This window comes from Sphingomonas sp. H160509, from assembly GCF_024124765.2.
In the GTDB taxonomy this organism is placed as follows: domain Bacteria; phylum Pseudomonadota; class Alphaproteobacteria; order Sphingomonadales; family Sphingomonadaceae; genus Sphingomonas.
This window is the reverse complement of sequence record NZ_JAMXSR020000002.1, coordinates 695,415-708,900: the sequence shown is the minus strand read 5'-3', so window position 1 is coordinate 708,900 and position 13,486 is coordinate 695,415. Positions and strand designations below refer to the sequence as shown.

Here is a 13,486-nt window from a genome sequence, read left to right as displayed (position 1 = left end):
CCGCGATCGATGCCGCTCCACGGTATCGATCGCGGTCGCACCGGCTGTTTTCAGGATCAGGCGACGTGAGCGCTCGCTCGCATTATGCAGGTCCGATGATGCCGATCCTCTACAGCTTCCGACGGTGCCCGTACGCGATGCGCGCGCGTCTCGCGATCGCGGCGGCCGATCGTCAGGTCGAACTGCGTGAGATCGTCTTGCGGGACAAGCCGGTGGCAATGCTCGACGCGTCGCCCAAGGGAACCGTGCCGGTGCTCGTGCTGCCGGACGGGACGGTGATCGACCAGAGCCTCGACATAATGCGCTGGGCCTGCGCGCGTACGCCCGACGTCGATTGGCCAACCGATAACGACGCCGCATTGATTGCGACGAACGACGGCGCCTTCAAACACCATCTCGACCGCTACAAATATGCCGATCGCTACGATGTCGATCCGGTCGAGCACCGTGATGCAGCGACCGTTTTGCTTCGCGATCTGGACGAGCGGCTGCGTGCTACCGGCAGTCTTGGCAGCAGTCCCCAGTCGATGACCGATCTCGCGATCATGCCGTTCGTCCGCCAGTTCGCGCTAACCGATCGATCTTATTTCGACGGCCTGCCGTTTGAGCGACTGCAAGCATGGCTAGCGGGGCACCTCGCGTCGGCGTTGTTCGCTCGGGTCATGATACGCCCGGCGCCTTGGCAACCGGGCGATCCTCCGATCATATTCCCGACGACGGACGCACAGTAGGAGACCCCGGCAAGACCGAGGCCCCCCTGCCCGCGTCAGAAGCCAACGCTGATCGTCCCGAACATCTGGCGCGGTGCGACCGGGAACTGGTTGAACGTCCCGCTCGCCGCGCCGATGCTGAGCGTCGAGGCGGCGCGCTTATTCGTGATGTTGGTAACGTTGAGGCTGACCGTCGCCGTCTTGACGACCTGCCCTTCCGACAGCGGTACGTGCGCGGCGATGCGGCCGGACAGCGTGAAGTAGGACGGCACCGACAGGTCGTTGGTATAGGTTGCGAACCGCTTGCCGATATAGTCGCCGACGAATTGCACGTCGAAGATGTCGTAATTGGCCGAGGCGGTGAACTTGTTGAGCCAGTCGGGGCTCCCCGGCACCTTCTTGCCTGCGGTCGCGACGGTGCTCGTCCCGCTGATGTAGTTCTCCTCGTAGCGCGAGTTGTTGTACGACAGCGCATCGTAGAACGAGAAGTGCGAGCCGAACCGGAACGTGCCCGCGACATCGAACCCGTCGGTCTTCACCGCACCGACGTTCTGCAGGATCGCCGCGCCGCTGACGACCGCAGTCACAACCGGGTTCGGGCTGATCCCGAGCAGGCGGTCGCTGAAGTCGACGTGATAGACGCTGATCTGGCCATCGAAGCCGGTCAGCGGGCCAAGGTTCAGGGCGTGGTGCGAACGCAAACCCGCCTCATAGGTCCAGCTCGTCTCGGGCTCGACGTCCTGCTTGAACAGGTCGAACGCCGCCTGGCTGCCGAGCGCGAACGGCGACAGGCCGGCGGCTGCGCTGGTCTGGAACTGGCGAATGTTCTTCTGGACGTTGACGAACACCTGCTCGTTGTCGGTCGCATCCCATAGCGCACCAAGCTGCGGCAGGAAGTATTTGTGCGTGTCGATCTTGCCGACCGGCAGCGCAACCGAGCCGGTGAACGAGCCCGGGATAGGCTGCGTCGGCACGCGCTGCGACGCGTTCTGGAACGTGCTCTTGACGCCGCCCTGGATGGTCAGCGTTGGCAGGACCTTCCAGCTGTCCTGGATGTGCGCCTGGTATTCGTCGACGCGAACTTCGCTATGATATTGCGTAATCAGCGGTGTCAGTTCCTCACGCGGGCGCTGGTACGGCGTGCTCGGATTGTTGACCGGGAACGGATACCAGCGACGATACGCGGACGAGCTCTGATGCTCGTACCAGGCGCCGAACTCGACATGATGCGCGTCGAGATCGAGCGCGACGGTGGAGACGAGGCCACCGCGGTCGATGCGATATTCTGTCGTGCGCGTCGCGAGCCCTGAGCCACCGAACACCTGGGTGAGGTTCTGGCCGGGATAATAGAACGAGAACAGCTTGGGCAGGCCGGCGACGTCAATTGGACCGCCGATGACACCGACACCGTCGTTGTGATGATAATAGGCCTGGTTCGAGAAGGTCACGCGGTCGCTGACGTTCCAGTCGTATTTGACGTAGCCGAGATAGTCGGTGCGGGCCGCGACGCCGTAGTAATTGCGGTAGTTCGACCCGTCCGCCTTGTACGCGCCGGAGTTGAGATAGGTCAGCATCTCGTTGAAATTGGGATAGACGAACGGGCGGACATACGGCGCGGTGCCTTGCGTCGCCGTCGTGACGACGGTCGCATCCTCGTTCGGTTCGGTCTTGTCCGAAAACGCGCCGTAGAGCGTCAGCTTGCCATTGCTGTCGTCATGAACGAACTTGGCATTGGCCTGATAGCCGCCCTGGATACCATTGAAATCCCACGCCTTCGCTTTCTGGCGCGAGCCCGAGATGTAGAACGCGTTGCCGTTGCCCAGATCGCCGCTGTCGATCCGCGCGAACAGTCGCGAGGTAGAATGGCTGCCGAGCGTCTGGTCGACCTGGACGCCCATGTCCTTTCGTGGATCGCTCGAGAAGGTATCGATCGTACCGCCCAGATTGCTGGTCGATGCGGTACCGAGATCGCCCGCGCCGCTGGCCAGCGTGACGCGCGAGATGTTCTCCGAGATGATCGCACGTTGTGGCGACAAGCCATTGTAGTTGCCGTAATTCTGGTCGCCCAGTGGCAGTCCGTCGAGCGTGTAGCCGAGTTGCTGCGCGTTGAAGCCGTGGACGAACAGCGAGATGTTCTGCTCGTTGTTGCCCCAAGGATCGGCAGTAAGGAAGGTAACGCCGGGGGAGCGTCTGGAGCGCCTTCAACGGGCTGACGCCGGGAAGGATCTTCTGCATGTCGACGCCACTGACCTGCGTCACCGATCGCGTGTTCGCGCCGGTGACGACGATCGTGTCATCCTGCCCGGCGGGCGGGGTGGCTGGATCGGCCACCGGAGCAGGCGAACCCGGCTCCACGTCCTTGGAAACCAGCGACTGCGCCGTTGCGGTGACTGGCACGCCGACCACGACAAAACCGATAGCGCCGCACAACAGCCGCGCGGCCGTACGATTAAACATCGTCATTCTTGAAAACCCCTAGCGAGATCGATCGATCGTCACTCCCGGGGCTGCGCCTATTGGCACGACGAGACAGTCGGATGACCGTTACGCTACAGATTTAATATGGTGCGGTGCAGCGGTCCCAAAGGCCGCTGCACCGCACCATATTACTTCGCGGTCGCCGTCAGGCCGCGGTCCTCGAGCATCGGGCCGATATCCGGGTCCTTGCCGTAGAACGCCTTGAACATCGGACCGTAATCCTCGGTATGGCCCTTCGACAGGATCATGTCGCGGAAGCGCTGGCCGTTCGCGCGCGTCAGCCCACCATGCGCCATGAACCACGCATACGCGTCGTTATCGAGCATCTGGGTCCACAGATACGCATAGTAGCCGGCCGCATAGCCACCCGCCCAGATGTGCGCGAAATAGCTGGTGCGATAGCGCGGCGGCACGTCCTTCGTGTCCAGCCCCATCGAATTCAGCGCCTTGGTCTCGAACGCGTCGACGTCCTGCGGCCCGGCTGACGCCGGCAGCGAATGCCAGTCCTGATCCAGCGTCGCCGCCGCGACCAGCTCGCCAAGCTCATACCCCCTGGTTGAACTTCGCCGCATTCTTGATCTTCGTGACGAGCGCCTGCGGCATTACCGCACCGGTGCGGTAATCCTTGGCATAGTTCGCGAAAACCTTGGGATCGAGCGCCCAATGCTCGTTGAACTGCGACGGGAACTCGACCCAGTCGCGCGCGGTGTTGGTGCCCGAGACGAGCGGATAGGTCTGGTTCGCGAACAGCCCGTGCAGCGCATGGCCGAATTCGTGAAACATCGTCGTGACGTCGTCGAACGTGATCAGCGCGGGCTGGCCCGGCGCGGGCTTGGTGAAGTTGCCGACGTTATACACGACCGGCTTGGTCTTGAGCAGCTTCGACTGGCCGACGAAGTTCGACATCCAGGCGCCGCCCGCCTTGTTGTCACGCTTCCAGTAATCGAAATACATCAGGCCCAGCTCGGAGCCGTCCTTGTCGTAGACGGTGAAGACGCGGATGTCCGGCTGGTAGGTCGGGATATCGCGGCGTTCCTTGAAGGTGACGCCGTAGAGCTGGTTCGCGGCGAAGAACACGCCGTCGGTCAGTACGCGGCTGATCTCGAAATACGGCTTCAGCTCGTTCTGGTCGAGGTCGTACTTGGCCTTGCGCACCTTGTCCGAATAGAAATCCCAGTCGGACGGTGCGAGCGGGAACGCGGCGCCGGTCGCGTTTATGGTCTTCTGCAACTCGGCCGCCTCGCGACGCTGCTCGCCTGCGGTCGCGGGGACGAGCTGCGTCATGAAGCCCTTCGCCGCCGCCGGGGTCTTCGCCATCTGGTCGTACAACGAATAGGCGGCGTAGTTCGGATAACCGAGCAGCTGCGCCTTCTGCGCGCGCAACTGCGCGATCGTCCGGATCAGCGCGCGCGTATCGTTGGCGTCGCCACGCTGCGACCGGTTCCAGCTCTTCTCGAACAGCGCCGCGCGGGTCGCGCGATCGGAGAGCGAGGCGAGCGCCGGTTGCTGCGTCGTGTTCTGGAGCGACAACACGTAATTGCCGGGCATGCCGCGCTCCTTCGCGCCCTCGGCAGCGGCTGCGATCTCAGCGTCGCTGAGGCCCGCGAGCTTGGCCTTGTCGTCGACTACCAGCGCGCCAGCCTTGGTGCCGGCGAGCAGCTTCTGCTGGAAATCGGTCGTCGCGGTCGAGATCTGCGTGTTGAGCAGGCGCAGCTTGACCTTGTCGGCGTCGTTCAGCTGCGCGCCGGCGTGGAGGAAGTCACTGTGATAGATCTCGAGGACCTGCTTCTGCTCGGCATCGAGACCTAGCGAGTCCTTCTTTGCGTAGAGCGCCTGGACGCGCGCGAAGAGCTTCGGATCGAGATAGATCGCATCGCTATGCTGCGCGAGCTTGGGCGCCTCGACAGACCGTACCGCGTCGAGCGCATCGTTGGTGTTCGCCTGCGACACGCCGAAAAACGCCTGGCTCGCGCGGTCGAGCGTCCGGCCGGAGCGCTCCATCGCCTCGATCGTGTTGGCGAAGGTCGGTGCTGCGGCGTTGTTCGCGATCGCCTTCATCTCGGCGATCTGTTCCGCCATGCCCTGCTCGAGCGCGGGCTGGTAATCGGTGTCCTTGATCTGGTCGAAGCGCGGCGCCTGGAACGGCAGCGTGCTGGGGACGGTCAGCGGATTGACGCGCGACGATTTGGCCGGGGTTTGCGCAGAGGCGGCGCTGGCGATGCAGCAGAGGATGGCGGCGGAACGAAGCAGGCTGGAACGCGACATTGACGACTCACAATGGCAGGAGTGATGCCCCTATCCTTGCCCTGCCCTGGCCCTTGTTACAATCGGTTAGCAAACCACCCGGTTGAGCGCTTGCACTGCCGCCCGCTCGCAGGCAGTAGGCGGTCAAACCCCAGGAGTTCCGACATGGCAAATACCCTTGAAATCGATCAGGCGAGCGTCGTCGACAACGACATCCAGAAGCAGATCGAATTCTCCGGCGAATTCGACGGCGACGAGTATGAGTTCGCGGTCAAGTACGCGGTTCTGAAGGAGCTGAGCGGCGACGAGCCCGAGGACGACGGCATCGAACTGTTCAATCGCTTCAACGACGACATCGTCGACGCCTGCCTCGCAGCCATCGAGCGTAAGCCGAATGCATCGACGATCATCGTCGACGAAGACGATCTCGAATAATCAGCAGTTTAGCGGCGATCGGCGCCGTCTCGAACGCGCCGATCGCCTCTTTCGAACGCACTCAGTCGCCGGTCACGAACCGACGGATACGGGTCGAGTAGCGACTGCCAACCAGCAGAGTCACGCCGAACAGCATCGACGCTCCCCATATCGCCGCGAAGGCGATTATGACGATCTTCATCATGGCCGGCCTCCAAACCTGTTTCGCTGCGCGGCGCTGACGCCGCACACCCCGGATCCTCCCTGAACGCGCTAGCAATCGGAGGTTCAGGGTAACCCCAGCCGATTGACCAAGGCGGCTCGACGCAAAAGATAGATGTCCATGATCCAGCCATGACGCCTGCGAAGGATGGCCCGAGCCTGGACTATCTCATCGGCCACGTCGTCCAGCGGACCGGCGATCAACGCCTGCTGCGCCATGCCGAGATAGGCACCCCACCAGATTTCGATACCGCGCGAATCCATCGTCTGGAACGCACAGTCGCCGTCGAGCATGACCGCGATCGTATCGACTCCCGCTGGCCACCCCCCTGCCCTCAACCTGCGTCCCGTCGTGATGAGCACCGGCGCGCCGATTGTGTTCAACGGGATGGCATGCGCGGCTGTCAACGCTTGGAGACTAGTGATACCGGGTTCGACCGTCACGGTGATCGCCAGACCTGCCGCGCATAGCCGGTCTGCAATGCGGAGCGTGCTGTCGTAGAGCGAGGGATCGCCCCATACGAGCAACGCCAAGCGGCCGCCCTTCGGCAAATGCTGTGTAATCTCGTCCCGCCAGCCGAGCGCGATCGCGTCGTGCCATTGGTCGACCGCGCTTAGATAGGGCGCATAAGTGTTGCGTTCGGGCAGGTCGAACTCGACGACGCGCGTGGCACCGGTCAGGACGTCTGCGCAGATGGTGCGGCGCAGGTCGATCAGGTCCGACTTCGTATCGCCCTTGCGCGGCAGGAGGATGAGGTCGGCGGCGTTCATCGCCGCGATCGCAGCGCGCGTGAGGTGATCGGGGTTGCCGGTGCCGATCCCGATGAGGTGGAGGTCGATCATTTACCGGCCTCGGCATCCATCAGCGGGCCGTAGAGGGATCAGCGCGGGCTTGCTGGAGAAGCCTGCCCCCCAGCTGCGCGGCCACGTCTGCGATCGTCGAGCGCGTCAGGGACTGGTCGGGATGGCCGACATTCTCCGCGATCAGCGCCGGCGTATCCGGCGAAAGCCCGTGCCCGATCAACGATGAGGCAAGCGCTGGAAATGTGCGCTTGGGCATGAACACGACCGTGGTCGCATCGGGATCGGCAAGCGCCGCCATGTTGCGTTGTTCGGGGAGGCCGCCCGTAACATCATGGCCGGTGACGAACTGGACTCGGCGCGCGCTGAGCCGGCGGGTCAGCGGGATCTGCGCTGCGGCCGCTGCAGCACTGGCCGCGCTAATGCCGGGGATGATCTCGAAGGCTATGCCTGCTGCCCTGAGCGCAATGATCTCCTCCTCAAGGCGGCCGAACATGCCCGCATCGCCGGATTTCAGGCGGACGACGCGGATGCCGGTTTGAGCGTACTCGACCAGGAGTTGCGAGACGTGCGCCTGACTAGGCGATGGGCGACCGGCGCGTTTACCGACAGCGACGAGATCGGCGCCTGGGCGAGCATGGTCGAGAACGGTCGAGGACAGGTCGTCGAACAGCACCGCGTCGGCGGCCTGCAACCGCGCGACCGCCTTCAGAGTCAAGAGTTCAGGGTCGCCAGGACCGGAGCCGACGAAGGAGACGAAACCGGTCATGGGGTGGCAGCGATCATGTGGAAGAAACTGCCCGAGACGCGGCCGCGGTACGAGCCGGTTTCGGGAACGGCGGTGCCCTCGGCATCGGTGACGTTCGCGAGCGGAGCGTCGGGCTGGTCGAGGATCGTGGAGTAGTGGAATTCATGGCCGGTCAGCGCGGCGCCCGCTTCGACGCCGCCCATCGGTGCGAGAAGAGTCGCGCGCCGATAGCCGAGGTGCATTTTCCGCTGGGCGTAGCTGGTGACGAGGCCGAGCAGGCCTGCCATCTCGTGCCGAACGCCGTCCGCATCGATTAGCGCCTTGCCCAGCGCCATGTAGCCGCCGCACTCGCCGTGGATCGGGCGGGTTTTGGCGAACTCCGTCAGGCCTGCCTGGAACCGGTGGGCTTCAGCGAGCTTGCCCGCGTGGAGCTCGGGATAGCCGCCAGGAAGCCATACGAGATCGGCATCCGCAGCGGGAGGTTCGTCGGCGAGCGGGGAGAAGGGTAGAATTTCCGCCCCCCGCGCGCCGCCAGCCTTCGAGGACGTGCGCGTAGGTGAACGAGAAGGCTGCGTCCTGCGCGAGGGCGATCCGCTGAGCAGGGGGGCTTATCCAGCTAACCGCGCTTGGAGGCCTGGTGCTGGCGGTCGCGGCGTCGCGAAGCGCGGGGATGTCGACATGCGCGCGGAGGAAGTCCGCATATTCGGCGATCCGCGCATCGAGATCGGGATGTTCGACCGCCTGCACCAATCCAAGATGGCGTTCGGGTAGCTTCAGGTCGCCGCGCCGTGGAAGTGCGCCGAACACGCGTATGCCGACAGCGTCCACCCCGCTGCGCACGAGGCGTTCGTGGCGGGGGCTGGCCACGCGGTTGAGGATTACGCCGGCGATGTGCACGCTGGGGTCGTAACGGCTGAAGCCGAGCGCGGTAGCGGCGGCTGACTGCGCCTGGCCAGAAACGTCGATAACCAGCACGACCGGCCAGCCCATCCGGCGGACTATGTCGGCGCTGGCACCGTTGCCGGTCGCGCCCGATTTAGCGACCCCATCGAACAAGCCCATCGAGCCTTCCGCAAGCGCGAAGTCCGCATCGTCGGCTTTGTTGGCGAGGGTTTCGAGCATCGTCGCAGACATCGACCAGCTGTCGAGGTTGAACGATGCGCGACCGCTGGCAGCGCGATGGAAGGCTGGGTCGATATAGTCGGGGCCACTCTTGAACGGCTGCACCGCAACGCCGTCGTCACGGAGTGCGCGGAGGAGGCCGAGCATGACGGTGGTCTTGCCGGTGCCCGATGCGGGCGCGGCAACCATCAGGCCGGGCGTCACGCCTCCCCTCCAGCGAACTTCGAGTCCGCCGATTGTGGCCGGAAGCGGCGGTCATAGCCTTGCGCGTAGAGGCTGCTCTCGGCGAAATCCTGTGCGGCGAGGGCTTGGCCGACGAGGATCAGGGCTGTGCGATCGGGTTTGCCCGCTACGGCTTCGGCGATCGTCGCTAGCGTGGCCCGCACGATCTGCTGGTCCGGCCAGCCTGCTCGCCAGACGATCGCTACTGGGCAATCGGTACCGTAGAACGGCGTCAGGTCCGCGATCACCTGTGCGAGATTGTGGACCGAAAGATGGATCGCGAGCGTCGCACCGGTTGCGGCGAAGGCTGCCAAGGTCTCGGCCGGCGGCATCGTGCTAGCGCGCCCGGGCGTTCGAGTCAGCACTACCGACTGCGCAAGTTCGGGCAGCGTCAGTTCGACCTCCAGCGCGGCGGCGGCGGCGGCGAAGGCTGGTACGCCGGGGGTGATCGTGAACGTGATGTTGAGCGCGCGAAGGCGGCGGAGTTGCTCGCCCATCGCCGACCAGATCGACAGGTCGCCGGAGTGGAGCCGGGCGACGTCCTGGCCTGCGTCGTGCGCGGTCTGGATCTCGGCGATGATCTCGTCGAGGGACAAGGGCGCAGTGTTGACGATCCGCGCGCCCGGTGGACAATGATCGAGCATCGCCGCAGGAATAAGCGAGCCCGCATAGAGACATACGGACGATCCGGCAATCCGGTCGCGCCCGCGGAGCGTAAGCAGGTCGGGCGCGCCTGGGCCTGCGCCGATGAAGTGGACGGTCATGCGAATCCTTCTGCGATGGCGCACGTCGCCATGCGGTCGTGGGAAATGTGGCGCGGTGTCAGCAACCGCGCGCCGGGTCCTGCCGCAGCAAGTGCGCAAGCTTCGGCGACGCTGCCAGTCTGGCGTATCTTCAGGCTAAAAGCCGACTTCGTGGCCGTTTGTGCAGCGCGTAGCGCATCTGGGTCGATAGCGATCAGGAGCAGATCCAGCGCTTCGGCAAGCCGTTCGACCAGCGGAGCCTTGTCGCGAGGAGTGGCAAGCCGCGTGACTTGCGCCTGGCCGTGCTGCGCACTGGCAAGCGCATCTTGCAGCGATGCCAGCGTTGCCTCCGCGCGGAACCCGAAGCCGGCGACGATCACAGCGTGACGCTCCACTGGACGACCGGATAGCTCGCGCGCCAGCCGCGTCGTGTGCCGAGCGGGGTGGCTTCCGACAGTTCGACGCGCAGCAGGGTGCCGCCCTTCAGACCATGCCAGCGCGACAACAACGCCTCGGATTCGAGCGTCACTGCGTTGGCGACCAGGCGTGCGCCAGCTGGCAGCCTCGCCCATAATGTTTCGAGCAAGGCTTCGGAGAGCCCACCGCCGACGAAGACCGCATCTGGAGCGGCGTAACCTTCGAGTGCCTCCGGTGCACGGCCCCGGACTACACGAAGTCGATCGACGCCCAGGGCTGCGGCGTTATTCTCGGCTCGGCTGGCGCGGACGGGGTCGGCTTCGAATGCGGTGGCATGCGTCGACGGATGAGCGAGCAACCATTCGATGCCGATAGAGCCAGAGCCCGCGCCGATGTCCCACAGCGTCTCACCAGGTTTCGGTGCGAGCGCGGACAGCGTCAGCGCGCGAACCGGGCGTTTAGTAAGCTGGCCGTCATGATCGAACCAAGTGTCCGGAAGGCCGGATGTGCGAGGCACAACCTGGCCCTGCCCCCGCAAAGACGATCCCGATTGCGACGGGATGCACGATGTCGTCATCATCGAGGTCGGCTGCTGCGATGTCGCGAACACGCTCGCGGGGCGCCGCGAGCGCTTCGAGGATGTGCAGGCGCGATGGTCCGAACCCGAGGTCGGAGAGATACCGTGCCAATCCGGCAACCGCTGCGCCGTCGCGGACCAGCACGATCGCGCGACGACCCGGTACGATATGCCGGCGGAGGCGGGCAAAAGGTGCGGCGTGGAGACCCAGGCAACTGGTCTTCTCGATAGGCCAGCCTAGGCGCGAGGCGGCGAGACCAAATGTCGAGTGCGCGGGGTGCGCTACCCATTCGCCGGGATCGAGGTGACGCGTGATCGACGTACCCGCACCGAACCAGAACGGATCGCCGGACACGAGCATCGCGACGCGCTTGCCACGGTGCGCGAGCAGCCGAGTGACACCGTCGCCGAACGGGACTGGCCAGGGTTCGACCGCGCTCTTAAGGTCCGGGAGCAACGCGAGGTGGCGGGTGGCGCCGGTCACGAGTTCGGCTTGCGCCAATGCGGCCTTCGCCGACGCGGACAGGCCGTCCACGCCGTCTTCGCCTATACCGATGATCGTCAGCCAGGGAGTGTCAGCCATGTCGAACATCCTGGTACTGGGCGGCACGACCGAGGCCAGCGCGCTTGCCGCAGCGCTGGCTGCGCGAGGCAACGATGCGGTGCTGAGCTATGCCGGACGCGTCGCCAACCCGAAGGCGCAGCCTATCCCGGTGCGCGTCGGAGGCTTTGGCGGCGTCGACGGGCTGGTCGCGTATCTGCGCGAGCAGGGCGTGATTCATATGGTCGACGCGACGCACCCCTTCGCGGCCCGGATGAGCGCGAACGCGGTCGTCGCGGCGGAGCGCGCCGGTGTCGCATATATTGCACTGACGCGGCCGGCTTGGTTGCCGGTCGCGGGCGATCGGTGGACGCGCGTGGCCGATATCGACGCTGCGGTTGCGGCGCTCAACGGACCGCCGCGGCGCGTGATGCTGGCGCTGGGGCGGATGCATGTCGATGCTTTCGCGGAGCAACCGCAGCACGACTATCTGCTGCGGTTCGTCGATGTGCCCGACCAGCCGCCGGGGTTGCCGCGTCATCATCTCGTCGTCGACCGCGGGCCGTTCGATGTCGAGGGCGATCGGCAGTTGATGGCGTCGCGCGGCATCGAAGTCGTGGTCTGCAAGAACGCCGGTGGCACGGGGGCGTCGGCCAAACTGCATGCTGCGCGCGCGCTTGGCCTCTCGGTGATCATGATCGATCGGCCTGCCCTGCCCGCTCGACGCGAGGTGCACGCGGTGGCGGATGTGATGCGCTGGCTCGATCATGGCGCCGACCGGGGGGTGTAGAGGGATCGGTCCCGACGGGCGATCGATAACGCGCGTCAGGCTGGAGCCGATGATGATCATCGTCCGCATGTCCGCCATGTCCGCGCGGGCTTCGGTCAGGGGTACGATGCGGAGCGTTTCCTCGGGTGTGGAGACGGCGCGGGCGAACAGGACGGGGCGGTCGTCGGCGCAGGTTTCGCGGAGGATTTCGAAGATGCGGATAAGCCCGTCGGGGCGCGCCTTCGATCGCGGATTGTAGAAGGCGATCGCGAAGTCGGCTTCGGCGGCGAGGCGCACGCGGCGTTCGATCACGCCCCAGGGTTTCAGGTTATCCGAAAGGTTGATCGCGCAGAAATCATGGCCGAGCGGTGCGCCGGCACGTGCACTGGCGGCGAGCATCGCGGTGATGCCGGGGGAGGACGCGGATATCGATGTCGCGCCATTCCGTCGGACCGGCTTCGAGGGCTTCGAACACTGCCGCCGCCATTGCGAACACGCCGGGGTCGCCCGACGAGACCACTACGACGCGGTGACCTTGCATTGCGAGTTGCAGCGCGTGCGTGGCGCGATCGAGTTCGACGCGGTTGTCGGTGGGATGGAGCGTGAGGCCCTCGCGCGGGGTGACGCGCGCGACATAGGGGATGTAGCCGATGACATCGGTCGCGTCCGCGAGCGCGGCGGTGACTTCGGGCGTCACGAGCGCTTCGTCGCCGGGGCCAAGGCCAGCGATGGCAAGCCAGCCGGTCATGGTCGCCGCCCCTGCCCGTGGATCAGCAGGATCGAGAAATAGGGCGTGATCGCCTCCGCGTCGCACAGCCGCGTCACGCGCTGGTCGGCCATCGCGGCGTATTCGACCAGCCACGCTTCGGATTCGCGTCCCGCAGCGGCGACCGCGCGGCGGAGCTTGGCGAGGTGGCGGCCGATCTTCATCACCACCAGCGCGTCGGTATCGCGGATGCGGCGGACGAGATCGTCTTCGGGGAGCGTGCCCATCAGCACCGTCAGGACGTCGTCGCCCCAGGTGATCGGCGCGCCGCTGGCCGTCCACGCGCCGGACATGCCCGTGATTCCGGGTACGACCTTCACCGGCGCGATCGTCTGCAGGCGGGTGTAGAGGTGCATGAACGAACCGTAGAAGAACGGGTCGCCTTCGCAGAGGACCACGACGTCCTCGCCTGCGTTTGCCAGCGTTGCGAGGCGGTCGATGCAGGTGGCGTAGAAGGCGGACACGCAGTCGTTGTAGCGCGGGTCCGAGACCGGGATCTCGGTGGTGACGGGGTATTCCATCGGGAATTCGATCACGTCGTCGCGGAGCATGCCGTCGACGATCTTTCGCGCCTGGCCGGGGCGTCCGGCCTTGCGGAAATACGCGATGTGGCGCGCGCCACGGACGAGGCGGTCCGAGCGGACGCTCATCAGGTCCTGCGCGCCGGGACCCAAGCCTACGCCGTGGATCGTGCCCCCCAGTTCGTACGGGT

General features: G+C 65.3%; 12 protein-coding genes and 3 pseudogenes. 4 read left to right on the top strand and 11 right to left on the bottom strand.

Annotated features, from left to right (window positions below):
* The first annotated feature begins 65 nt into the window (after nt 1-65).
* Entirely contained in the window at nt 66-731 is a 666-nt protein-coding gene (locus tag NHF48_RS05020; protein WP_342454586.1) for a glutathione S-transferase, read from the top strand.
* A gap of 35 nt (nt 732-766) precedes the next feature.
* On the opposite strand, the gene NHF48_RS05015 is transcribed toward NHF48_RS05020, so the two are convergent.
* Entirely contained in the window at nt 767-2,842 is a 2,076-nt protein-coding gene (locus NHF48_RS05015; RefSeq protein WP_253072340.1) for a TonB-dependent receptor domain-containing protein, read from the bottom strand.
* Nucleotides 2,843-2,943: 101 nt separating this feature from the next.
* Between NHF48_RS05015 and NHF48_RS05010 the strand changes: the two genes are divergently transcribed.
* The gene (locus NHF48_RS05010) at nt 2,944-3,189 is read left to right on the top strand and encodes a hypothetical protein (RefSeq protein WP_253070469.1); all 246 of its coding nucleotides are present in this window, start codon (nt 2,944-2,946) and stop codon (nt 3,187-3,189) included.
* Nucleotides 3,190-3,316: 127 nt separating this feature from the next.
* On the opposite strand, the gene NHF48_RS05005 is transcribed toward NHF48_RS05010, so the two are convergent.
* On the bottom strand, nt 3,317-3,760 hold the full coding sequence (locus NHF48_RS05005) for a M3 family metallopeptidase (protein ID WP_253070468.1): 444 nt from the start codon (nt 3,758-3,760) through the stop codon (nt 3,317-3,319).
* Nucleotides 3,732-5,453, bottom strand: a complete 1,722-nt coding sequence (locus NHF48_RS05000; RefSeq protein ID WP_253070467.1) for a M3 family metallopeptidase — start codon at nt 5,451-5,453, stop codon at nt 3,732-3,734. The genes NHF48_RS05005 and NHF48_RS05000 overlap by 29 nt, the downstream gene beginning before the upstream one ends.
* 144 nt (nt 5,454-5,597) lie before the next feature.
* On the opposite strand from NHF48_RS05000, the gene NHF48_RS04995 reads away from it, so the two are divergent.
* Complete coding sequence (locus NHF48_RS04995; RefSeq protein ID WP_056058830.1) at nt 5,598-5,867, top strand: DUF1488 family protein; 270 nt, start codon at nt 5,598-5,600, stop codon at nt 5,865-5,867.
* A 267-nt stretch (nt 5,868-6,134) separates the two neighbouring features.
* On the opposite strand, the gene cobF is transcribed toward NHF48_RS04995, so the two are convergent.
* From cobF to cbiE, 6 genes and pseudogenes are all read right to left on the bottom strand, one after another.
* Nucleotides 6,135-6,911, bottom strand: coding sequence for a precorrin-6A synthase (deacetylating) (gene cobF / locus NHF48_RS04990; protein WP_253070466.1), 777 nt, complete (start codon nt 6,909-6,911; stop codon nt 6,135-6,137).
* A gap of 19 nt (nt 6,912-6,930) precedes the next feature.
* Nucleotides 6,931-7,587 carry a uroporphyrinogen-III C-methyltransferase gene (gene cobA, locus NHF48_RS04985; RefSeq protein ID WP_263816728.1) on the bottom strand — a complete coding sequence of 219 codons (657 nt, stop codon included), beginning with the start codon at nt 7,585-7,587 and terminating at the stop codon, nt 6,931-6,933.
* Nucleotides 7,588-7,634: 47 nt separating this feature from the next.
* Nucleotides 7,635-8,928 (bottom strand): annotated as a pseudogene (locus tag NHF48_RS04980) (cobyrinate a,c-diamide synthase).
* An 11-nt stretch (nt 8,929-8,939) separates the two neighbouring features.
* Nucleotides 8,940-9,725, bottom strand: a complete 786-nt coding sequence (cobM, locus tag NHF48_RS04975) for a precorrin-4 C(11)-methyltransferase (protein ID WP_253070464.1) — start codon at nt 9,723-9,725, stop codon at nt 8,940-8,942.
* Entirely contained in the window at nt 9,722-10,084 is a 363-nt protein-coding gene (locus NHF48_RS04970) for a cobalamin biosynthesis protein (RefSeq protein WP_446741200.1), read from the bottom strand. Before NHF48_RS04970 ends, cobM begins: the two co-directional genes overlap by 4 nt.
* A pseudogene (gene cbiE, locus NHF48_RS04965) lies at nt 10,081-11,281 on the bottom strand (precorrin-6y C5,15-methyltransferase (decarboxylating) subunit CbiE). Before cbiE ends, NHF48_RS04970 begins: the two are co-directional and overlap by 4 nt.
* Between cbiE and NHF48_RS04960 the strand changes: the two are divergent.
* A complete protein-coding gene (locus NHF48_RS04960; RefSeq protein WP_253070462.1) occupies nt 11,280-12,029 on the top strand; it encodes a cobalt-precorrin-6A reductase in 750 nt (249 codons plus the stop codon). The pseudogene cbiE and the gene NHF48_RS04960 overlap by 2 nt on opposite strands.
* Here NHF48_RS04960 and cobJ read toward each other — a convergent pair.
* Together cobJ and cobI are read right to left on the bottom strand one after the other, a co-directional pair.
* A pseudogene (cobJ, locus tag NHF48_RS04955) lies at nt 12,005-12,756 on the bottom strand (precorrin-3B C(17)-methyltransferase). The gene NHF48_RS04960 and the pseudogene cobJ overlap by 25 nt on opposite strands.
* Entirely contained in the window at nt 12,753-13,475 is a 723-nt protein-coding gene (gene cobI / locus NHF48_RS04950; RefSeq protein ID WP_263817019.1) for a precorrin-2 C(20)-methyltransferase, read from the bottom strand. The pseudogene cobJ and the gene cobI overlap by 4 nt, the downstream one beginning before the upstream one ends.
* Nucleotides 13,476-13,486 lie beyond the last annotated feature (11 nt).